A 21,028-nucleotide genomic window follows, 5' to 3' on the forward strand; every position below is an offset into this window, starting at 1 on the left:
GGGGAGCACATAATCTTCGTCATCGTGTGTTCCGTTAACAACCCCGCGCCCCAGCTCCCGATCATCGATTCGGGGGCGTTGACCCGATGCCGTCATCGGGTGCGTCTGGACGGGTTGTTTCCCGGGAAATCGGCTTCGGAACCCGTCGACACCGGCGTGAAGCAGCGCCAGGATGCCGCGATCGCGAAGCGCGCGGAGATCGCCGACCTGGTGATCGGCGCTGCTCCCGAGCGTTGGGTGAAGATCAACCCCGATCAATCGGCGTCGGCGCAGGCTCGCGACACTCTGGCTGCCTGTGAGGCCGGCGCGGACCGGATCTGGGGCGCGGTTCTGCCGGTCGAGCGCGATACCGGCCGCAAGGGCCGCTGCGAAATGCTCATCCGTGACGACGAGGGCGGCGGGTACATCCCCGTGATCGTCGTCAATCACAAGGTGACCGATCCGGGTCAGGGCGCGATCACCTCGGGGCTCTTCGAGTGGGAGCCGGCGGTCGATCCCAAACGCAAGGTCCGCAGTCAGGTCCGCGATCAGATGCGCGTCGCGCAGGTCTATCGGATGCTCGAGCGTCGTGGGCTGGCGAGCCCGTCGCTGACGGCAGGCGCGATCGGATACAACGGAGACTGCATCCTCGTCCACGACCTCAGCGCGATTCTCGACGATTACGACGAGCGTTTCGCCGACCGTATCGCTGTGGCCCGCGGTGAGGTGCTGACGTCTCCGTCACAGGTGAGCGAGTGCAAGTCGTGCCCGTGGTGGACGGAATGCAAGCAGGAGTTGGTCCGCAACCGTGATGTCAGCCTGGTCGCTGTCGGATCGCGGGCCGAGCTTCTGCGCGACGTCGGCTGCAACACGATCGATCAGCTGGCCGCCTGGGACGGTGAGCCGCTAGAAGATTGGCCGCACGGAAATTTCGACGACGCAGTGGTGATCGCCAAGGCGTGGTTGGTGGATGCTCCGTTGGTGCGGCGGTTCGAGAAGATCTCGGTGACTCGGGCGGACATCGAGATCGACGTCGACATGGAGAGCTATCAGGAGCACGGCGCCTACCTGTGGGGAACGTTGCTCAATGTCGGCGGCTTCTCGATGTATCGAGGATTTGCGACGTGGGATCCGTTGCCGACCCGTGACGAGGCGCGGTCGTTCGCAGAGTTCTGGGGCTGGCTGATGGCGGAACGTGCCGCAGCCGCCGCTTCGGGCAAAACCTTTGCCGCGTACTGCTATTCGCGTTCGGCCGAGGACAAATGGTTGTTGGACTCGGCGCGCAGGTTTGCCGGTGAACCCGGGATTCCGAGTAAGGACGAGATCCGCGAATTCATCGACAGTCCGCAGTGGGTCGACATCTATCAAGCGGTGAGTGATCAGTTCATCTGCCCGAACGGCAAGGGACTCAAGAAGATTGCCCCCGTCGCCGGATTCAACTGGCGTGACGCCGAAGCCGGTGGTGAAGCGTCGATGGCGTGGTACCGCGAGGCGGTCGGCTACGACGGTGAGCCGGACGAGACGCAGCGGACACGCATCCTGCAGTACAACGAGGACGACGTCATCGCCACCAAGGTCCTCCGTGAGTGGATGACGGACCGCGCGGAGAAGGAAATTCCGCTCGCCTCGGACCTGTAAGTCGGCGGCCTCGACGTATACTTGGCCGACGTTGCACGAGTCAGGGGGGCTGACTCGTGCGTCCGAGGGGGAATCGTGGGTACGTTTGCGGCAGATATCGCTGAATTGAAAAGCTTGGGCGGGGTGCTGCACGGGCTCGCGGATGAAGCTGGTCGGCTGAGCGTGGGACCGTCGGCCGGTGCTCCTCCGGCCGCTGGGGGCACGTTTGTCCCCATGGCGCCTGGGCCCTTGCTCGGGAATTCTTCTTTTGCGCCAGCGAATACGGTGCTGACCTCTTTTCTCGAAGCATCAGCGATCTCGCACGAGCTTGTCGAGGGTTTGCTGGTTCCCTCCCTGCAGGAACGGTTGGGCGAGACCGGCGACATCATGACCAACGTCGCCGAAAAGTTCCGCAGTCGTGACGAGCAGTCTGCTGCCGAACTTGCCACCACGTACACCGACGCCACAGGCGCCTGGGTCGCCCAGGAACCCACCGCATGACCCCGACGCGTGCACAGATCGAATCATGGGATCCAGCGTCGCTCACCGCCATTGCCGACGCCTGGATTGCCTTGGGCAGCAAGGTGGAAGATCTGTTTTCACGGTATTTCAGCAGTGTTACCACCGTGCACGGTGCTTACTGGGAAGGGAAGACCGCGGAAGCGGCTCAGGACAGGGCCGCCGCAGACAGGAAGACTGCCGGCGAGGTTGTCGATGCTCTCGAATCTCTGGCAAAGACCGCACAGCAAGGCTTTCACGAGATCGACGCTCCCTTGCAGCGGGCCCGAATGGCAGTTCTTGCAGCAGAAGCGGATCGATTTGTGGTCTCGGATGCGCTTCTGCTCACGGACACCGCGGCCGAACCGGACACCGCCCGTGTTGCCCTGATGGTCGAACGGCAACGTGAGCTGACCGACGCTGCACATGCCACCGAGAATGCGGACAACACTGTGCGAAGCTCCCTGGCCGGCGCTCGTGACGGGCTACGTGTGACATTCGTATCCGCTGTTACCTCGGGTGGGGAGCAGGGTAAGAGTGATTCTGACGCTCTCGCGACCGACCCAACGTCGCTGACACTCGAGCAATTGCAGCGGATCACGGAAACCGGCCACCTGACATCGGAACAGGCTACGGCGTTGGAGCGGGGTGAAACTGCGACAATTTCGGCGTCGCAGATGGAGTACCTCAATCAACTGGGAAGATCACTGGACGGGAAATCGCCCCAGGAGATCGAAGACCTGCTCTCGAAGTTACCGCCCGATGCGCAGGCTTCGGTCGCAAACTCGCTGCAGATACTGTCCAACGAGAATGTCAGCGCGTCGGTGGAGGGTGATCCGGACGTTCCGACCAAGGGTGGTCTGAACCTTCTACCCGACAAGATGCGAGAGTCTCTGACTCGGGATGACCTGGTGGTAAACAGCTTTGACGTAGTCGGCGGATCCGGCCTTCCCAGCATTGCACTCAACGGCGTTGCCGACAATCAGGCGATCGCCGACATTGTTTCGATGGGCGACGATCAGTACAAGAGCGGCAGTGCCCTCGACAGTGCGCTTCTCGATGTGGGGCAGAAATACCTGGATGCGCAGGTAGCTCATGAACAGAACCCGGAACATAAATTCGAGTACTTCACGGTCGATGGGCGTGGTACCCAGGATATGGCGATCACCGAGCAGATCTTCGCTGCTGTAGGAGATGACAAAATTGCCGTGGATGCCGCCGTGAACAATCCGGAATCCGGCGGCGGATTTGTGAAGGATGTACTGTCGCACAACTGGACTGACGGCGGTAAAGCTGCGTCGACGCTCTTCGATTTCTCGGGTGGTGATGCCACAGTCGAAAACCCGAATGATCCCACCGATGTGGCTACGGCAACTCGTACCGGCAGCATCATGTCGGCTGTCGGTGCGGCGGTCAGTACCGACGAAGCGTGGAAGTTGCTCTCCAACATTCCCGAAGCCGACGGCCAATCGACCGGTCAGCTCAATCCTGATCTTTTGCAAACAGTTTCACGCAGCATGAGCCCCTACGTTTCGGACCTTGCCGGCAGTCCGGGTCCGAACGTCGCTGGATTCGATCGCGGGGAATGGGCCGATCCCACTGATAACAACCAGTACAAAGGCTCTGCCAATGTTTTCGCGCTGATGAATACTGATGAGGGGGCAGGAAGGATACTCACGCAGGCTGCCATTGCCGAACAATTGGCATCGGAAGGTCGGTATGCCGCAGATCCCACCGGTAGCGACTCGAGGGCCGAGTTGGAAAGGGTCGGTAGGTTGCACGGCTTGATCGATCGCGGGGTTCTCGAGGCCGTTCAAGACCAATACGATGACAAGGCTGCGCACGCTCAGGTCATCTACGATCGAAAAGAAGCTGCATTCACCGCACTGTCGACGATGGGTTCCTTTGGCATCGATAAACTTCCAGGTGGCGAGTTCGTCAACTTGATGATCGATAGTTCGGGGAATTCCTTGCAGAGTGCGATGATCGGGAAGCCTCCGGGTGGAGCAGATCAGGCGGCCCTCAACCCTCCTGATTTTCAGCGTGACACCTACAACATTCTGAGGGCAGTGCCCGAGATGCCCATGGAGATCCGGGATCAGCACGGGAAGTACTTCGACGAATCGGGGCAACTGATGAGCTGGAATGAGATGGTGAAGACTGAGCCCGACGATATCAAGCTTGGTGCGGACTGCGCGGAAATGTTCGAAGTCTTGGGTGGTACCGATGCGGATGGCATTTTGCATGCATATCAAATCGTCGTGCTGACCGATGGATAAGCGCGTTCGGAGCGTAGCGGTTTTGTCTCTATGTGTCGCTCTGGGTGTATCTGCCTGCGGTACATCGGATCCCGAGGTTCGTGGCGCGACCGCCGAAGTGGTCCCGGCCTTCGACAACTTTGTGCCGAACGTGTGGTCAGCAGATGCCGGCGTCGATTTGTTCTCGCGTGGATCGGAACTGCTGCGAGCAGCGTTCGAGCCGAGACGCTACTGGCCTGTGATCAGTGAGGTCGACGACTTCTTTCCAGGCTATACCTCGGCTCTGGTGGAACAACCGCGCCCGGGGCAGAGCACACGGTTCGCTGAGCGGGCAGAGTATCTGGCTCCTTTGGGGGAGACCGTATTTGCTCATATCACCGACTACTCTGCAACGGATACCGAGGTGTCGGGCACGGTGTGCAGCTACATGATCAATACGACGGAGGGGCGAAACTGGTCGGTAGAGTTTCCGGACCACGCGTATCGAATTGTGTTGAAGAATCGGGGCGAGAGTCCGGGTTTGCCGGGCGTTGTCGATTCCGATCCCGAGCGAGGGGAGCCTGGGGACCGTACGCCATCCTGGGATGTGTTCGGGTCGTGGAAGATTCAGCCCTACGTCTATCTCTCGGGGTCGTCGAATCCCCCTGCGAATGGCGGCAACGGTATTCCGCCAGGGTGCCAGGATTGGTGGTTGCAGCAGTTTCCGGAGCTGATCTATGAAACTCCGACTGCGCAGTTGCGGCGTCAGCCAAAAGGCTTTGTGGCTCCGGTAATGCCGTTGGGTGTGCAGTATCCGGGGTGGATCGGTCCGGCTGATGTGTCATAAGTTTCAGCCCGTTCGTGTTCTGTCAACATTGTCGATGGCTATGCAATTCCGGAGTGGATCGGTCCGTCCTAGCGCCTCCAATGTCCTAAAAGTATGAAATGCCCAAGTTAGCAAGGGGGTTCGCTACCCAATTGTCTCCCATAGGGTGTTTCTCCTGCGCGCACGCGCTACCTTCATCTGGTCGGCTCCACGATGGAGGGTGTTGAATGCTGAGCAGGCTGACTTCGAGTGCGAGCGACGCCGAACTGTCCGAAGTAGAGCGGCGCGACCTCTTCTCTCGCCAAGTCCGTCAAGTGACAACGGTCGCTCCGCTGGCCAACGTCGCGAATTTCTTCAGTGCGTGCGCCTTGTTGGCCTATGTCGTGCCTCCCGGGTACGAAGAGTTCCGCCTGATCTGGGGAGCCGCAACGCTTGCGGTCATCCTCAACTCGGTGCGTGTATGGCTACCCAGGGTCATTCAGGGGGATAGCTATTCGCCCAAGCACACGACTCGGTACGACTACTGGGCTCTCATGCTCGAAGTGGTACTGCTGGGCGTTCTGTACACGATCCTCGCGGCTCAGATGCTTCCGGTGATAGACGGTTCACGAAAGCTGGTTCTGATCGCGACCATTGCCGGTGTGGTGGGTGCCGGTGCAGTTGCGCTCTCGACGGTTCGGTCGCTGGGGTTGGCCTGGATACTGGTGCACGGTCTGGGATTGTTGTTCGTCATGCTTGCCGGGGCGACAGCCGAATACTTCGTCCTTTCATTTCAGCTCGTTGTCTACATCAGCATTCTGTGCGTCGGCGTCGTCTACCTGTGGGCGTCGTTCCGCAGTCGTTGTCTTGCCGAGTTCGAGGCTGCTGCCGAGCGTCAGACAGTCGGTTTGCTCCTCGACGATTTCGAGGGCGGGTCACGCGACTGGCTGTGGGAAGTCGACACCACCGGGACGTTGTCGCACACCTCCGCTCGGCTGTCGGAGATTTCGGGCGTGCCCGTTTCCGACCTCCGAACCTTGTCACTGAGGGGTTTGTTGGATCGGCTCGACGTCGGTTCGACGAAAAGCGGTCGAGCCGCGGTCCAGGTCATCGGAGATCACCTCGATCGCCTCGTACCGTTTCGAGAGGTCGTCGTTCCCGTACGTGTTGACGACGTCGACCGATGGTGGTCTCTGTCGGGTCACCCCAGGCTTTCCGAGTCCATGGAGTTCGTGGGTTGGCGCGGCGTGGGTTCGGACATCACCGAGAAGTACAGCTACGAACGGCGAATTCTTTGGCTGGCTGCAACCGACGGACTGACCGGGCTTCCCAACCGTCGGACATTCGGTACGGAGCTGTCCGACGCGCTCGGCTCGGTCCGGACAGGCGAGCAGATCCTTGTCGGCATCCTGGACCTGGACAACTTTAAATCGGTGAACGACACCCTCGGGCACCCCGTCGGTGACAAATTATTGATTTCCGTTGCTGCACGGCTCAATCGGGTGGTTGACGGTGCCATGTGTGCCCGAATCGGTGGTGATGAATTCGGGCTCATCGTGCGTGGGTCGCATGACAGCGGCACGATGTTCGTACGTTATCTGGCTGCATTGCGCGAGCCGTTTTTCGTGCGGGGAAATCGAATCGAGGTTCGGGCATCGATTGGTTATGCCAGTGCACCGGCAGACTCCGAAGACGCCGACACTCTCGTCATGTCCGCCGACATGGCGCTGTATGCGGCAAAATCCGCTGGTAAGAACCGGGTAGAAAGATACTCACCGGTGCTGCGGGCGCGGGCCAGGGAACGAGCATCGGCCCTGCAAGAGCTTGGGCTTGCGATCGAGTCCAGGCAGTTCGAGCTGTACTACCAACCGCAGGTTCTTGCAGACAATGGACGCGTCGAGGGATTCGAGGCACTGCTTCGCTGGAATCATCCGGTGCGGGGAGTGCTTGCGCCGCACATTTTCATCGATGTCGCGGAAGAGACGGGCTTGATAGTCCCGTTGGGGCTCCAGGTTCTGCACATGGCGTGCGCCGAGGCGACGACGTGGCCCGACGACACCTACGTGACGGTGAACGTCTCTCCGGTGCAATTGATGTCGTCCGGCTTCGGATCAGCAGTCAACGATGCGTTGGAGGCAACCGGTCTGTCCAGCAAACGACTTCAGCTGGAAATCACAGAAACGGGAGCGGTCGAGGAGCTTGCCGTCGCCGAGCTGGATCGCCTACGCGCCAGCGGGATTGCGATTGCCTTGGACGACTTCGGAACCGGCTATTCGTCTTTCGAGAGTTTGAAGAAACTGCCATTGGACATTCTCAAGATCGACCGGTCGTTCATCACCGAATTGAGCGAAGGTGATTCGGCAGTTGTCACGTCGGTGGTCGAGGTGGCGAAGGCGCTCGGAATGCAGTCGTTGGCGGAAGGCGTGGAGACAGCCGACCAGTTGAGGCTCTTGCGCACCGCCGGTTGCGAATTGGTCCAGGGCTACTACATCAGTCGACCGATGCCGGCGACAGAGGTGGCCGAGTACCTGAGCGCAACTGCACAAACCAATGGTGGAAATTTTCATGCGTTCTGACAGCTGTGCGCCTTTATTAACCGCGGGCGGTTAATAAAGGCGCACAGCAGGGAAGTTAGCGCGGCGCCATGCGCAGTGCGCCGTCCATGCGGATGGTCTCGCCGTTGAGGTAGTCGTGCTCGACGATCATCTGCGCGAGCTGCGCGTACTCGGACGGCTGGCCCAGACGCGACGGGAACGGGACGCCGGCTTCGAGGCCCTTGCGGTACTCGTCGGTGACGCCTGCGAGCATCGGGGTGTCGATGATGCCGGGAGCGATCGTGTTGACGCGGATGCCGAACTGCGCGAGGTCACGGGCAGCCGGAACCGTCATGCCGTGCACGCCGCCCTTGGAAGCGGAGTACGCGATCTGGCCGATCTGTCCTTCGAAGGCGGCAACGGACGCGGTGTTGATGACGACGCCGCGCTGGCCCGACTCGTCGACGGCCTCGGTCTTGGCGATTGCGTCGGCGGCCAAGCGCATGACATTGAAGGTGCCGAGCAGGTTGACGGTGATGACCGTGCGGAACAGCTCGAGGTCGTGCGGACCCTTCTTGGACAGGATGCGTCCGGCCCAGCCGACACCGGCGCAGTTGACGACGATGCGCAGCGGGGAGCCCGACTCGACGATCTGGTTGATCGCTGCTTCGACCTCTTCGCCGCTGGTCACGTCGGTGGGGATGAGGGTGACGCCGGCGGGGACGTTGTCGCCTGCGCGCTCGATCGACGCGGGCAGATCCAGGCCGAAGACGGTAGCGCCGGCGTCGGCGAGGCGCTTGGCTGTTGCGGCGCCGAGGCCTGATGCCGCTCCGGTGACCAGTGCTGCGGTTCCCTTGATTTCCACTTCGTGTGCTCCTCGAGTTAGCGATCGGTAAGGCGGTGGTACGTGTCGAGAACCATAACGCGAGGGTGTATGTGAGGGCGAACGCGCGAGACCCGCGTAGGGCTGGGTACCTTGGACGCGAGGTCTGAGAGCAAAGCACCGGACGAGAGGGGACCTGCGTGAGCAAGGCGCCTGTGCGTCCCGCCGCTTCTGTCGAGAATTTCGAGCGGTTGCAGCGCGACCCGCTCTTCGAAGATCTTGCCGAGTTGATTGCCGAGGTTCTCTCCTACGCGTTCGACGCTCCGGCCGCCGTCGAGATCGAACGGTGGACGATCAGTTGCCTGCCGTCGACCAACCGATCGGCGGAGCGCCATCGGTTGTTCACACTCAACATCGGTCCGATGGAGATTCTGAGCGTCGAGTGCCATCTCGTCGGCGGTGAGCCGATCGAGCACGTGATGTCCGTGTACGTGTCCAGTTCGGCACTGGAATCGCGAACCGGCTGCAGCATCGAAGAACTCGATTCCAAGCATGATCTGGTTGCCATCAGGCGCACGGAATTGGCGTCGGCCGACGGCGACGGGACCGTGATCGACTGCAGTCTCGAGGACTCGGATGCGTTGGAGCAGTTTGCTCAACTGCCCGTCGACGTGACGACGGTTCGTCCACTCGCCGAGCATCTTGTTGCCAAGGGTAAGGGCCCATTCCGGCAGTATCACAACTCTGGATTTGCCAAGTACGTATTGGAAAGGTCGCTCGACCATGGTTGATCAGTTGCCCATCCGCCTCCCGCGTGTGCTGCGTGACGGGGACGATTCCGGCGCGCTCGACGTGTTGGAGGAATACTTCACGCGACCGCTCCGCAAGACGGGTTATCTGCGAACCGGCGCGCTGTGGGATTCCTGGGATCCCAGTGGCAATCGCGAGCGTGATGCAAACATCTTCACCGCGGAAGATCTTGTTGCGGTGACGTTTCTGTCGGTGCAGGTTCCGGCTCAGGGAGCCTTCTTCCTTCTCGGCGAAAACAACGCCGAATTGAACCGTCTTCTGGCCGACGTCGGACCGGATCGCGATCTGTCGAACGAACCCGACCCCTTCACCCTGGAATCTCCGGTGTGGCGGTTGGAGGCGGCGCTTCGAGAGATTCACGGCGTCGGACGCACCATGGCGTCCAAACTGATCGCACGCAAGCGTCCGCGACTCTTCCCGATCTACGACGACGTCATCGGACGGGAGTTGGGAACGAAGGCTGCCCATCTGGAACCGGTTCGCGCAGCCATGCGGGAAGGCGAGTTGCAGAGTCGTCTCCTCGACCTACGCGCACGTGCAGGTCTCGACGAATCCATCCCGGTCATCAGGGTGTTGGACGTGCTGGCGTGGATGCAAGGTAAGGGATACAAACCGGCACTCTAGCTTTCTTGTCGGTGGGCGGGTCTAGTGTCGAATGTATGTTCGATGATGGATTGACGAGCGGTGTGGGGACATCCGTCGATGACGGCCGTCCTGTCGTCGATCCAGTCGTGCTGCCGGACATGCTCTTTGCCACGGCGCAGAGTGAGAACATGCTTGCCGCGCAAAAGGTGCTCGGTGCATCCATGTTGTCGGAGTCGAGATTCAATGCCGAACTCGACGCGTCCGGTGATGTCGACAAGGCGTGGCGGATCGCATGCAACGAGATCGCGGTCATGCTCACGTGCTCGCGTCGTACTGCCGAAGTCCACGTCGAGATCGGTGATGCCCTACGGGAGTTCCTTCCGCTCACCAAGGCCGCCTTCGCTGCCGGCGAGCTGGACTATGCGCGTGTGCGCAAGATTGTCGACGGACTCACCGGGGTCGACCCCGAGGCTATCTCAGCGCTCGAGCGCCGGGTACTTGCCTCGGCGCACCGTCTTCCTCCCGGGCAACTCGAGCGCGACATCGAACGTCAGCTCTTTGCCTACGATCCGGATGCTGCTGCCGAACGTCGCCGGAAGATGCTGGAACACCGCGATGTTCGCACGCGTGCCGACCGTCACGGACTCGCTCAGTTGCAGGCAACACTCAGTGCCAGCGAGGCCGTCGAGGCCCTCGGCCTGATCAACGATGCCGCCGGAAGCGTCTGCAACCACGATCCACGAAATGCCTCGACGCGCCGGGCTGACGCGCTGGTCGCTCTCCTGCACGGCGAGAACGGGCTACGTTGCCAGTGTGGCAGTCAAACGTGCGAGGCTGCACCCACGGCAGCCCAATCAACTACATCCTCACGTCGGAAGCCGTTGTTGCACATCGTGTGTGATCTGGCGACGCTCCTCGGATTGACGTCAGATCCCGCGAGCATCGACGGGTACGGACCGATCGATCCTGATTTTGCTCGCGAGCTTGCTGCTGATTCCACCTGGCAGGCTTTGTTCGTAGATTTCCGCGCCCAGGCCGCCGGAAATCGACCGCGCCGGCAACATGCTGCGGCTGTCCTGCCGCTTGTCACCCGACGTGATCGCCCAAGTCGCGAACCGAAAGGCTGCGGGGATCGGATTCGGGAAATGCAACGGTTGGTCGCGCGATCCCCGGACATAGTTCGAAGATCGGATGGGCATGGCGCCCAACCCGATCCACCTCCCGGCGCGCTGACCTACGCGCCGGGAGCGGCACTGGCCGCATTGGTGCGGGCCGTCGACGGTCACTGCCGATTCCCTGGCTGTTCGGTGCCCGCGAACAGGTGCCAACTCGACCACGTCACCGAATTCGATCCATCCGATCCGAGACGTGGTGGGTGGACCATTGCGAGCAACCTCCAATGCCTGTGTCGTCATCACCATCAGGTGAAGACATACAGGTTGTGGACGCCGGTAATGCTGGAGGATCGAGCCATTCACTGGACCGACAACACCAGCGGGTTGACGGCTGTCACAGTTCCGGAGAGGATCTGACTTGTGCCGGAAGGACAAAGCGCTGGAATCGTCGGCGGGGGAATTGGCGGGCTGACGGCTGCCATCGCGCTCCGCAAAGCAGGCTGGGATGTCACCGTGTACGAGCGTGCGTCCGAGTTCACGGAGGTAGGCGCCGCCGTCGTGTTGTTTCCCAACGCGCTGGCAGCGTTGGACGAAATCGGTGTAGGCGAACAGGTCAGGGCGAACTCCCTTCCGTACAGCTCGGGCGCGATCAGGAATCTGCGCGGGCAAAATCTGGTGACGCGCAGAATTGGTGACCTCGCCGGCGGACGCGATCTGGTGACAATCCACCGCGCCGATCTGATCGAGGTGTTGGTTCGCGCCCTCCCCGCCGAGTGTCTACGCACCGGAGTCAGGGTGACGGGTGTTGGCTGCGGAGATCACGGCCGCGGCGAGATAGTCACCGCGGGTGATACCGCTCGATACGACCTTGTCGTTGCCGCGGATGGTGTGCACAGTGTTGTGCGACAGCAGCTCTGGCCCGGCGAGGGAACCGTGGTACATACCGGAGTGTCAGCTTGGCGCTGGATCGTCGATGGTCCACCGCCGAATTTTGTCGGACAGGTGTGGGGGATTCGAGGGGAGTTCGGGATTCTCCCGTTGGCGGGCAACCGCACCTACGCCTTCGCGGGTGCGCAACGCGGCGTCGAGAGTCTCGCGCATTTTGCCGACTGGCCCGAACCGGTGTCGCAACTGGTCGCGAACGCTGATCCGGCCCGCATCATCGAGAACGAGTTGCTCGAGATTCGGACCCCGAAGTTGTTGACACGCGGCAAAGTTGCGTTGATTGGCGACGCCGCTCACGCCATGCGCCCTCACCTCGGGCTAGGTGCGGCTTTGGCGATCGAGGACGCCGTTACTCGCCTGCTGGCGGCCTCCGCAGATCGAGAGGCACTGACTTCGAAGATGGTTTCCAGACCGTCTTCTTCGTCCCACTGCTCACCGACTTCGTGAAAACCATACTGGCTGATCAGATTTCGAGATGCAACATTGTCCGGGCTGATGGTCGCGCGAACGATGTGTACTTCGGATTCGCGACTCGCGACGTCGAGCAGTATTTCGAGGGCGGTTCGTGCGTAGCCCTGTCGTCGAAACGCCGGGTCGATGCGATATCCCATCTCGACCATCCCACGCGCGTCGGGGCGGCCATGAAATCCGGCCAACCCCACCGGCGTCGAGGTCCGCGTATCAACGGCGATGCGGGTGATCCAAGCGCTGTCGTGCTGGTTCTCTGCTGTCTGCTTGCTCCGGTAGCGCCATAAGCCCTGGCATTCTTCGCCGAGGAGATAGGGGGTCAGGATTTCGGGTGCGAGTTCCATTGCGAGAGTGGCGTCATCGTCACCCAATGCGTTTAGGACTGGTGATGGGACGTGGATCAGTTGAAGTCCGCGTCCGTCGAGTGTCCAGGGTAGTTCGGTGACTGTCACAGGTCGGCGATCGGGGTCGACAGCGTTATATCGACGCCGATACTCCGGAGATTGCCGTCGAGAACCTGCCAGATGGAGCGTTCGAGGAATTCGGCCAATTCTGCGCTGGTCACGTCGGAACCTGGTTGGCTGAGCCAACGGTTGACGCTGACGTCGACCAAGCCGATCACGCCGAAAGCCAAGGGCTCCGCCATCTTCGACGATTTGCCGCGGCTGGTGAGGATCGCGCCCAACAGGTTTCCCAACTGGACGGCGATGGCTGTCTTCGTTCCGGTCACCACTTTTGAACCGGTGGCTCGGGTGCTCGGGGATCCCTTGCCCAAAAAGTGATGCAGTCGTGGGTATTTCACAATCCAGCGAAGGTATGTGTCGACGGCCCGCGAGATGGCCTCGCCGACGGTGCCTTGCGGCGTGAGGGTGGGGGTCAGGTCGGTCATCATCATCTCGAGGATGCGGACTCGCAGCTGCTCGTCGAGGTCGGCTCGATCCTTGAAGATCCGGTAGACAACGGAACGGGGGACGTCGGCGCGCTCGGCGATTTGTTGGACGCCGACGTCGGCGCCACCTTCGTTGACTGCATCGAGTGCTGCGTCGAGGATCCGCGCTTTGCGCTGCTCCTTGTGATCATTCCAGCGAGTGCTGCGCCCGTCGGGCTGCGCCGACTCGGCTGTTTTTGTCATAAATCGAACGATACTCACCCCGCCATTGACTGGACAAGATGTCTCACATACTTTGGTGGGACAGCGTGTCACACACAGATACCGTTCTCTTCAGGAGTGGCAATGAGTAACAGGGTTTTTGTCGTCGGCGTCGGCATGACGAAATTCGAGAAGCCGGGATCCCGCGAGTGGGACTACCCCGACATGGCACGCGAGTCGGGTACCAAGGCGCTCGAAGACGCAGGGATCGACTACTCCGAGGTCGAGCAGGCATACGTCGGCTACGTCTACGGCGAGTCCACCGCAGGTCAGCGGGCTGTCTACGAGCTGGGTCTGACGGGCATCCCCATCGTCAACGTCAACAACAACTGTTCGACGGGATCGACCGCGCTCTACCTCGCCACGCAGGCAGTCAAGAGCGGTCAGGCCGACTGCGCATTGGCGCTGGGCTTCGAGAAGATGCAGTCCGGGTCGCTCGGATCCACCTACGACGACCGCGAACAGCCACTCATGCGGCACCTCCTCGCTCTCGCCGAGCTGCAGGAGTTCGCGATGCCGCCCGCTCCGTACATGTTCGGCGCGGCCGGCGTCGAGCACATGGAACGCTTCGGAACCACTGCCGAGCAGTTCGCGAAGATCGCCGTCAAGAACCACAAGCACTCGCTCAACAACCCGTACGCGCAGTTCCAGGACGAGTACACCCTCGAGCAGATCCTCGAAGCACGCCAGATTCACGGGCCACTCACCAAGCTCCAGTGCTCGCCTACGTCCGACGGATCCGGCGCGGCGATCATCGCCAGCGAAGCATTCGTCGAGAAGCACGGCCTCGCTGCTCAGGCGATCGAGATCGTCGGACAGGCCATGGTCACCGACATGAACAGCACTTTCGAGGACAAGAGCGCCATCAGCCTCGTCGGCGCCGACATGACTCGTAAGGCCGCCGAGAAGGTATATGCACAGGCCGGGATCACCGCCGACGACGTCGACGTCATCGAACTCCACGACTGCTTCTCCACCAACGAGTTGCTGACCTACGAGGCGCTCGGACTGTGCGCCGAAGGTGACGGCGGCAAGCTCGTCGACGCCGACGACACCACCTACGGCGGACGCTGGGTGGTCAACCCGTCCGGCGGCCTCATCTCGAAGGGCCACCCCCTCGGAGCAACGGGCCTCGCACAGTGCGCCGAACTCACCTGGCAGCTCCGCGGAACCGCCGACAAGCGTCAGGTCGACGGCGCAAAGGTTGCACTCCAGCACAACATCGGACTCGGCGGCGCAGTCGTCGTGACCGCATACAAGCCCTACGCACGCTGAATCACACCCTCAACCCGCTAGCTACCCACTAGGAGTTTCATCATGGCTTCCGTTTCCGTCTCCGCCGTACTGCCCGCGTCCCCCGAGAAGACCTGGGATGCGCTCTCCGACCTGTCTCGCTGGGAAGAGTGGCTCACCATTCACCAGGGCTGGAAGAGTGAACTCCCCACCGAGGTTGCGTTGGGCGCCAAGTTCACCGAGGTCGTCTCCGTGATGGGTATGGCCAACAAGATCGAATGGACCGTCGAAGAGGTCGAGGTTCCGAAGATGGTCAAGATCGCCGGAACCGGAATGGCCGGTGTCACCGTCGAATTCATCCTCTCGGTCGAGGCCGACGGTGCAGGCTCGAAGGCAACCGTCGACGCCAGCTTCAAGGGCACCATGATCGTCGGGCCGATCGGCAAGGCAGTCGCCAAGAACGCCAAGGCTGACCTCGAGGCTTCGCTGGCGAAGTTCGCCGAGCTGGTCGGATAACGCTCGATGACGACACCGAAGACCAACGCGGTCGAATTCGATACTTCCGGACTGGATGTATGGACTGATCCGGAGCACTTCGAGGTGACAGCCGAGCGTATCGCCGAATATGCCGCTGCCACCAACGATCCCATCGAGCGACATCTGAAGGGCGAGATCGCTCCGCCGGTCTTCGCGGTGGTACCCGTCTTCATGTCGATGGCACCGGCTGCCCTGTCGGTGGCACCGGTGGAACTGCTGATGAAGCTCGTTCACGGTGAGCAGGATTTCCTGTTCCACCGTCCGATCTACCCCGGTGACCATCTGGTCGCTCGCGCCAAGCCCATCGGTTTCGAGGGTCGCGACAACGGTTCCACGGTCGTCATCTACGTCGAAACCAAAACCGACAAGGGCGAATTGGTCAACGAGCAGTGGATGACGGCGTTCTTCCGCAAGGTCGACGCGGGCCCCGGCTTGGGTGAGAAGGCTCCCGAACACCGATTCGACGACGCTCTTCGTGCTGGTAGTCCGGCAGCGGTGGTCAATCAGCACATCGACGAGGACCAGACGTTCCGGTACTCGCCGGCGTCCGGCGATCCGATGCCGATCCACCTCGACGAAGAGATCGCTCGCATGTCCGGTCTCCCCGGAATTATCAACCACGGACTGTGCACGATGGCGTTCACGTCGTGGGGAGCCCTGACCGAACTGGCCGGCGGCGAGACCGAGCGGTTGCGCCGTCTCGCAGTGCGATTCGCGAAGCCCGTACTCCCGACCCAGGACATCGAGACGGTGTTCTACAAGTCGGGTTCGGCAGACGGAGCCACGTCGTACTCGTACGAAACCAGCGCGGTCGGTGACCTCGTCATCAAGGACGGCCTTGCTGTCATCACCGACAAATGAGTCTTCATGTCCGACAACTGAACTGATGGGAATCTGAACTGATGGGAAGTCTCGACGGTCGCGTAGCGATCATCACCGGAGCAGGACGCGGCATCGGCCGTGAGCATGCGCTGCTCTTCGCTCGTGAGGGTGCGAGCGTCGTGGTCAACGATCTCGGCGGAGCAAACGACGGTTCCGGTGCAGACGCCGGCCCCGCGCAGCAGGTAGTCGACGAGATCGTCGCTGCAGGCGGCAAGGCCGTCGCCAACACCGACAACATCGCCACTTGGGACGGCGCCGAGGGCCTCGTCAAGCAGGCCGTCAGTGAGTTCGGCCGACTCGACGTCCTGGTCAACAACGCCGGCATTCTTCGTGACGCCTTCATCGCCGGCATGGACGAGAGCCAATGGGACTCAGTCATTGCCGTGCACCTCAAGGGGCACGCAGCGACGCTGCACCACGCTGCCGCGTACTGGAAGGACCAGAGCAAGGCAGGGGAGACCGTCAATGCTTCGGTCATCAACACCGCCTCGGCTTCGGGTACCTTCATGCCGAATGCGGGCCAGGGCAACTACGGCGCCGCCAAGGCGGGCATCGCGGCCCTGACTTTGGTGGCCGCAGACGAACTGGATCGCTACGGCGTGCGAGTCAACGCAATTGCGCCGATCGCGCGTACTCGACTGACGCTGGCGACACCCGGTATGGGTGCGCTCTTCGCGGCCGAGGTTCCAGAGGGGGAGTTCGACGCGTTTGCGCCGTCCAACATCTCGCCGCTCGTGGCATATCTCGCGGCCTCGGACTGCAAGCTCACCGGCAAGGTGTACGCCGTTCAGGGTGGGGCCATCACGGAACTTGCCGGCTGGCACGGCGTGAACACCATCGAGAGCGAGGGTCCCTGGACCACCGCCGACCTCGCAGAACGTCTGTAAGCGCATGGCACGCAACGCATACGAACTCGGCCTCGGGCTGAGTGAGGAGCACACCGCGCTTGCAGATTCGGTGCGCTCCTTCGCCGAGCGCACCATCACCACCGAGCAGGTGCGCGCGGCGGTGGAGTCACGGACCGAGGACAAGTTCCCCGAGTTCTGGACGGCACTGGTCGGACAAGACCTTCTCGGGCTCGCGGTTCCGGAAGAGCAGGGTGGCCACGGCGCCGGTCTGCTGGCCTTGGCCGTGGCACTGGAAGCGCTGGGCCGCACAGTCTCTCCCGGCCCATTTGTCCCGACGGTATTGGCAAGCGCCGTTCTCGGTGCCGCCGATTCCAAGGCGGGACTCGAGTTCCTGCCCGGCCTGATCGACGGAAGCCGGACGGCAGCAGTTGCCTTGGGTGCACCGTTGGCGGCCGAGTCGTCGGACAGTGGGTACAAGGTCACGGGCGCACTCGACGGTGTGCTCGGCGGTGAACACGCCGACGTGCTGCTGGTTCCGATCCAGTTGCCCGAGGGGGTTCGCTACGCGGTGCTCGAGAGCAGCGCAGTCGCGATCACGGTTCAGGACAGCATCGACGTGCTGCGCGGTAGTGCGCGGATCGAAGCCGACAATGTTCAGATCAGCGCCGAACGGATACTCGACGGTCTCACCGAAGCGCGGGTACGGTCCATTGCCGCAGTCGTTCTCGGCGCCGAAGACGTCGGCGTCATGTCCTGGTGCGTCTCCACCGCGTCGGAGTACGCCAAGACACGTGTGCAGTTCGGGCGACCCATCGGTCAGTTCCAGGGCGTCAAGCACAAGTGCGCGCAGATGGGCATTGCGCTCGAGCAGGCACGCGCCGTTGTGTGGGATGCGGCAAGTGCATTGGACAAGGGTGACGACACGGCAGATTTTGCCGCCGACATCGCAGCGGTCATCGTTCCCGACGCTGCAGTGCAGGTAGCGCAGGACTGCGTGCAGGTTCACGGCGGTATTGGATTCACCTGGGAGCACGACGCGCACCTGTATTACCGCCGCGCGCTCTCGATCCGCGGCATTCTCGGCACCCGCGAGGATCGTGCCAATCGTGTTGCGCAGCAAGCACTTGACGGTGTCATCCGGGCTTCGGTTCTCGAACTTCCGCCGGAGGCGGAGGAGATCCGCGGCGACATTGCGGCCGAGCTGGCCAAGTTGGTCGATCTCGACGAGGACGACCAGCTCATTGCACTCGGCGACGGAGGGTGGGTTCAGCCGCACCTGCCGAAGCCGTACGGGCGCAGCGCCGCTCCGCTCGAGCAGATCGTCATCTCCCAGGAGATCAAGGCGGCCGGTATCTCGATGCCGCAGCTTCTGATGGGAACTTGGGCAGTGCAGGCCGTCGTGGCACATGGCTCCGACAAGCAGAAGCAGGAATTGGCCGTACCGACCCTGCAGGGTGAGTTGGTGTGGTGCCAGCTCTTCAGTGAACCCGGTGCTGGTTCCGACCTCGCATCACTGGCGACGAAGGCCGAAAAGGTTGACGGCGGTTGGAAGATCACCGGTCAGAAGATCTGGACCACGGTTGCTCAGTTCTCCGACTGGGCAATGCTGATCGCCCGCACGGACGCCACCAAGCCGAAGCATCAGGGCATCACCTACTTCGTGCTCGATATGTCGACACCGGGCATCACCGTCCGCCCGCTGCGTGAGATGACGGGCTCGGCGCTGTTCAACGAGGTGTTCCTCGACGACGTGTTCATCCCCGACGAGAACGTGGTCGGCGAGGTCAACGACGGTTGGAACGTCGCACGTACGACGCTGGCCGGCGAGCGCGTCGCGCTCAGCCAGAAGATGGAGGCGTACGCCTCGGACACCGATCTGCTGAAGTTCGCGAAGTCGGCAGACCTGAGCCCGATCGGCCGCTACCGTGTCGGCGAGCTCGTTGCGGAGAGTCAGGCGATCGATCTCATCGGCTCCCGCGTTGTGCTCAAGCAACTTTCGGGAATCGACGTGAGTACTACGTCGAGCGTCGGCAAGCTGTTGGCGATGAAGATCAGCCAGTCGATCGCCGAGTTCGTCGTCGCTGAACTGGGTGCTGCCGGAGCGGTCAGCATCCCAGGTCAGCCCAGCGACAAGGCGATGGAGCAGCTCATTTCGGGCCGGGCCACCACCATCTACGGTGGCACAACCGAGGTGCAGCTCAACGTGATCGGTGAGCGCATGCTCGGGTTGCCGCGCGACTGACAGTCTTTACCGGGTGGGGCTCAGTCCTGGATTCGTCTCCAGGGCTGAGCCTCTTCCAGTTCGAAGGCCAATTCGAGGAGCGTGCGTTCGTCGCCGAGATCAGCCGAGAAATGCGAAGCCAACGGCAAACCATTGCTGGTCTGGTGCATCGGTAGCGAAATCGCGGGACCGCCGGAGATGTTGTTCAGCGGCGTGAACGACGTGTACGCGATCAACTTGTCGAAGAGTTCCTCGAAAGGCTGAGCGGGAGAGAGATATCCGAGTTCAGGGGTGGTGTGTCCCAGAGCCGGCGAGAGCACGACGTCGTACTTCAAGAACATGGCGCTGTACTGCTGCTGGAGGCGTCGCAGGCGGTAGAGTACGCGCGGCGTCTTCACGAGGTTCTTCCGGTACAGCGTGTAGAGGCCCTTGGTGAGATTGTCGGTACCGGACTTGTCGAAGTCGGGTCCGAGCATTTGTTTGCCACCGGTGGAGATGGCGAACGACAGGAAGCCCCAGTAAATGCTGAAGTCGTCGATGAATTCGGGGCCGACGGGCAGTGCCGCGTCCTCGACATGATGGCCAAGGCTTGCAAGGAGTTCGGCCGTAGCTTCGACGGACTTGCGCGTCTCGTCGTCCGTCTTGGTGACGGTTACGGAATCAGCTATCACGCCGACGCGCAATCGTGTTGAGCTGGGTCCTTCGATCAGGCGAACCGGTGCGAGTCGCGGATTGCGGTAGTAGTTCTCAGCCGCAGACATCCATCGTGCGGTGTCGCGAACAGTGCGAGTAACGGCGCCCTGAGCGATCAACCGGATCGGCATCGACTTGTCGGCGGGGTCGGCGACGGTACGCCCGCGAGTGGGTTTGAGTCCGACCAGTCCGCAGGCAGCGGCAGGAATGCGAATCGATCCACCGCCGTCGTTGGCGTGCGCGATCGGGAGTACGCCGGCAGCAACAAGCGCGGCTGCGCCACCCGAGGAAGCGCCCGACGAGTACGCCGGATTCCACGGGTTGTGGACGGGTTCTTCCGTCATGTATTCGGTGGACGCACTGAATCCGAACTCGGGTAGTCGAGTCTTGCCGATCGAAATGGCCCCGGTGGAGAGGAACTGCTTCGCGAAATCGCTGTCGGCTTTGGCGGGGATCGCGGTGAAGGCGGTACTGCCCTGCTGGGTGGGAAGGCCGGCGCTGTCGGTGTTGTCCTTGATCGCGGTGGGGACACCGGCAAAGACGCCCTTGGCAGGCCGGTTGCTCCTGGCGAGGGCACGATCGAAATCAGTGCAGGCCAGACCGTTCAATTGCCCCTGCACGGACTCGGCGCGGGCGATCGACGCCTCCATGACTTCCCGTGCGGTCACCTCACCAGATTCGATCCGGGCGGCGACGGCGGTGGCGTCGAGGTCGCCCAGGGCGTCGTCGGTGAAAGCGTGGATGGGGGTGTTCGCGGTCATGGGGATCCTTGTCAGGCGGAGGCACTCAGGTCGTCCGTCCAGCATATTGGACGGACGACCCCTGAGTGGCGCTATCTGTGGATTGCGGTATCAGCTACCGAAGATCGTCACTGCCTGCTCGGCCGCCTGCGGCGCCTGCTGGAACACGCCCTGAGGGATGAACTGCTGCGGAATGAACTGCTGGGGGCCCAACTGCTGGAAGTTCGTGACCATCGGGTGGATTACGTTGTTGAATACATCGTTGAACATGTGGTGTGTCCTTCGGTTACAGCGTTTTTCGAACTTCT

The 21,028-nt window shown here is 61.9% G+C and carries 19 protein-coding genes and 1 pseudogene; 14 read left to right on the forward strand and 6 right to left on the reverse strand.

Annotated elements, in window-relative coordinates; translation table 11 throughout:
• Nucleotides 1-60 precede the first annotated feature (60 nt).
• Nucleotides 61-1,617, forward strand: coding sequence for a TM0106 family RecB-like putative nuclease (locus ACFWEM_RS20335; protein WP_378445765.1), 1,557 nt, complete (start codon nucleotides 61-63; stop codon nucleotides 1,615-1,617).
• Nucleotides 1,618-1,692: 75 nt separating this feature from the next.
• Entirely contained in the window at nucleotides 1,693-2,097 is a 405-nt protein-coding gene (locus ACFWEM_RS20340) for a hypothetical protein (protein WP_378536417.1), read from the forward strand.
• 98 nt (nucleotides 2,098-2,195) lie between these two features.
• Here the strand turns inward: ACFWEM_RS20340 and ACFWEM_RS20345 are convergent, their stop codons facing one another.
• Nucleotides 2,196-2,522, reverse strand: a complete 327-nt coding sequence (locus tag ACFWEM_RS20345) for a hypothetical protein (RefSeq protein ID WP_378536419.1) — start codon at nucleotides 2,520-2,522, stop codon at nucleotides 2,196-2,198.
• Between the two features lie 159 nt (nucleotides 2,523-2,681).
• Here ACFWEM_RS20345 and ACFWEM_RS20350 point away from each other — a divergent pair, with 159 nt between their 5' ends.
• From ACFWEM_RS20350 to ACFWEM_RS20360, 3 genes are all read left to right on the forward strand, one after another.
• Nucleotides 2,682-4,373, forward strand: a complete 1,692-nt coding sequence (locus tag ACFWEM_RS20350) for a hypothetical protein (RefSeq protein ID WP_378536421.1) — start codon at nucleotides 2,682-2,684, stop codon at nucleotides 4,371-4,373.
• A 217-nt stretch (nucleotides 4,374-4,590) separates the two neighbouring features.
• Nucleotides 4,591-5,178 (forward strand): hypothetical protein, encoded by a 588-nt coding sequence (locus ACFWEM_RS20355; protein ID WP_378445461.1) that lies wholly within the window; start codon nucleotides 4,591-4,593, stop codon nucleotides 5,176-5,178.
• Nucleotides 5,179-5,384: 206 nt separating this feature from the next.
• A complete protein-coding gene (locus ACFWEM_RS20360) occupies nucleotides 5,385-7,712 on the forward strand; it encodes a putative bifunctional diguanylate cyclase/phosphodiesterase (protein WP_378536423.1) in 2,328 nt (775 codons plus the stop codon).
• Between the two features lie 55 nt (nucleotides 7,713-7,767).
• Here the strand turns inward: ACFWEM_RS20360 and ACFWEM_RS20365 are convergent, their stop codons facing one another.
• Entirely contained in the window at nucleotides 7,768-8,535 is a 768-nt protein-coding gene (locus tag ACFWEM_RS20365) for an SDR family NAD(P)-dependent oxidoreductase (RefSeq protein WP_003944195.1), read from the reverse strand.
• A gap of 158 nt (nucleotides 8,536-8,693) precedes the next feature.
• On the opposite strand from ACFWEM_RS20365, the gene ACFWEM_RS20370 reads away from it, so the two are divergent.
• The 4 genes from ACFWEM_RS20370 to ACFWEM_RS20385 are packed head-to-tail and all read left to right on the forward strand — an operon-like array spanning nucleotide 8,694 to nucleotide 12,395.
• A complete protein-coding gene (locus tag ACFWEM_RS20370) occupies nucleotides 8,694-9,284 on the forward strand; it encodes a hypothetical protein (protein WP_378536426.1) in 591 nt (196 codons plus the stop codon).
• Nucleotides 9,277-9,927: a DUF6308 family protein gene (locus ACFWEM_RS20375; RefSeq protein ID WP_378536428.1), complete on the forward strand. Its 651-nt coding sequence runs from the start codon at nucleotides 9,277-9,279 to the stop codon at nucleotides 9,925-9,927. The genes ACFWEM_RS20370 and ACFWEM_RS20375 overlap by 8 nt, the downstream gene beginning before the upstream one ends.
• Before the next feature lie 35 nt (nucleotides 9,928-9,962).
• Nucleotides 9,963-11,420 (forward strand): DUF222 domain-containing protein, encoded by a 1,458-nt coding sequence (locus tag ACFWEM_RS20380; RefSeq protein WP_378536431.1) that lies wholly within the window; start codon nucleotides 9,963-9,965, stop codon nucleotides 11,418-11,420.
• Nucleotides 11,421-11,423: 3 nt separating this feature from the next.
• Entirely contained in the window at nucleotides 11,424-12,395 is a 972-nt protein-coding gene (locus ACFWEM_RS20385; RefSeq protein WP_378536433.1) for an FAD-dependent monooxygenase, read from the forward strand.
• An 11-nt stretch (nucleotides 12,396-12,406) separates the two neighbouring features.
• Here the strand turns inward: ACFWEM_RS20385 and ACFWEM_RS20390 are convergent.
• Both ACFWEM_RS20390 and ACFWEM_RS20395 read right to left on the reverse strand, forming a co-directional pair.
• A pseudogene (locus ACFWEM_RS20390) lies at nucleotides 12,407-12,760 on the reverse strand (GNAT family N-acetyltransferase); the annotation flags it as partial.
• Between the two features lie 104 nt (nucleotides 12,761-12,864).
• Nucleotides 12,865-13,548, reverse strand: a complete 684-nt coding sequence (locus tag ACFWEM_RS20395) for a TetR/AcrR family transcriptional regulator (RefSeq protein WP_378536435.1) — start codon at nucleotides 13,546-13,548, stop codon at nucleotides 12,865-12,867.
• A 102-nt stretch (nucleotides 13,549-13,650) separates the two neighbouring features.
• Here ACFWEM_RS20395 and ACFWEM_RS20400 point away from each other — a divergent pair, with 102 nt between their 5' ends.
• From ACFWEM_RS20400 to ACFWEM_RS20420, 5 genes are read left to right on the forward strand one after another with little or no spacing between them, the layout of a single operon-like run.
• Nucleotides 13,651-14,841 (forward strand): lipid-transfer protein, encoded by a 1,191-nt coding sequence (locus tag ACFWEM_RS20400; protein WP_230816081.1) that lies wholly within the window; start codon nucleotides 13,651-13,653, stop codon nucleotides 14,839-14,841.
• Between the two features lie 42 nt (nucleotides 14,842-14,883).
• The gene (locus tag ACFWEM_RS20405) at nucleotides 14,884-15,315 is read left to right on the forward strand and encodes an SRPBCC family protein (RefSeq protein WP_030535858.1); all 432 of its coding nucleotides are present in this window, start codon (nucleotides 14,884-14,886) and stop codon (nucleotides 15,313-15,315) included.
• A gap of 6 nt (nucleotides 15,316-15,321) precedes the next feature.
• Nucleotides 15,322-16,197: a MaoC/PaaZ C-terminal domain-containing protein gene (locus ACFWEM_RS20410; protein WP_378536437.1), complete on the forward strand. Its 876-nt coding sequence runs from the start codon at nucleotides 15,322-15,324 to the stop codon at nucleotides 16,195-16,197.
• A gap of 41 nt (nucleotides 16,198-16,238) precedes the next feature.
• The gene (locus ACFWEM_RS20415; protein WP_378445484.1) at nucleotides 16,239-17,105 is read left to right on the forward strand and encodes an SDR family oxidoreductase; all 867 of its coding nucleotides are present in this window, start codon (nucleotides 16,239-16,241) and stop codon (nucleotides 17,103-17,105) included.
• Nucleotides 17,106-17,109: 4 nt separating this feature from the next.
• A complete protein-coding gene (locus tag ACFWEM_RS20420; protein WP_378536440.1) occupies nucleotides 17,110-19,308 on the forward strand; it encodes an acyl-CoA dehydrogenase in 2,199 nt (732 codons plus the stop codon).
• A gap of 20 nt (nucleotides 19,309-19,328) precedes the next feature.
• On the opposite strand, the gene ACFWEM_RS20425 is transcribed toward ACFWEM_RS20420, so the two are convergent.
• Together ACFWEM_RS20425 and ACFWEM_RS20430 are read right to left on the reverse strand one after the other, a co-directional pair.
• Nucleotides 19,329-20,741 carry an amidase gene (locus ACFWEM_RS20425; protein WP_378536442.1) on the reverse strand — a complete coding sequence of 471 codons (1,413 nt, stop codon included), beginning with the start codon at nucleotides 20,739-20,741 and terminating at the stop codon, nucleotides 19,329-19,331.
• Between the two features lie 90 nt (nucleotides 20,742-20,831).
• Complete coding sequence (locus ACFWEM_RS20430) at nucleotides 20,832-20,990, reverse strand: hypothetical protein (protein ID WP_003944172.1); 159 nt, start codon at nucleotides 20,988-20,990, stop codon at nucleotides 20,832-20,834.
• Nucleotides 20,991-21,028: the final 38 nt, after the last annotated feature.

It is taken from the genome of Rhodococcus sp. NPDC060176, assembly GCF_042728675.1.
Classification (GTDB): domain Bacteria; phylum Actinomycetota; class Actinomycetes; order Mycobacteriales; family Mycobacteriaceae; genus Rhodococcus_F.

Bases quoted from the DNA above. Each gene is read 5' to 3' on its own strand.
- ACFWEM_RS20360 (WP_378536423.1), top strand. From the start codon at position 5,385: ATGCTGAGCAGGCTGACTTCGAGTGCGAGCGACGCCGAACTGTCCGAA.
- ACFWEM_RS20410 (WP_378536437.1), top strand. From the start codon at position 15,322: ATGACGACACCGAAGACCAACGCGGTCGAATTCGATACTTCCGGACTG.
- ACFWEM_RS20425 (WP_378536442.1), bottom strand. From the start codon at position 20,741: ATGACCGCGAACACCCCCATCCACGCTTTCACCGACGACGCCCTGGGC.
- ACFWEM_RS20405 (WP_030535858.1), top strand. From the start codon at position 14,884: ATGGCTTCCGTTTCCGTCTCCGCCGTACTGCCCGCGTCCCCCGAGAAG.
- ACFWEM_RS20400 (WP_230816081.1), top strand. From the start codon at position 13,651: ATGAGTAACAGGGTTTTTGTCGTCGGCGTCGGCATGACGAAATTCGAG.
- ACFWEM_RS20380 (WP_378536431.1), top strand. From the start codon at position 9,963: ATGTTCGATGATGGATTGACGAGCGGTGTGGGGACATCCGTCGATGAC.
- ACFWEM_RS20375 (WP_378536428.1), top strand. From the start codon at position 9,277: ATGGTTGATCAGTTGCCCATCCGCCTCCCGCGTGTGCTGCGTGACGGG.
- ACFWEM_RS20345 (WP_378536419.1), bottom strand. From the start codon at position 2,522: ATGTGCAGCGTCGGTCAGCTCACGTTGCCGTTCGACCATCAGGGCAAC.
- ACFWEM_RS20395 (WP_378536435.1), bottom strand. From the start codon at position 13,548: ATGACAAAAACAGCCGAGTCGGCGCAGCCCGACGGGCGCAGCACTCGC.
- ACFWEM_RS20415 (WP_378445484.1), top strand. From the start codon at position 16,239: ATGGGAAGTCTCGACGGTCGCGTAGCGATCATCACCGGAGCAGGACGC.
- ACFWEM_RS20420 (WP_378536440.1), top strand. From the start codon at position 17,110: ATGGCACGCAACGCATACGAACTCGGCCTCGGGCTGAGTGAGGAGCAC.
- ACFWEM_RS20430 (WP_003944172.1), bottom strand. From the start codon at position 20,990: ATGTTCAACGATGTATTCAACAACGTAATCCACCCGATGGTCACGAAC.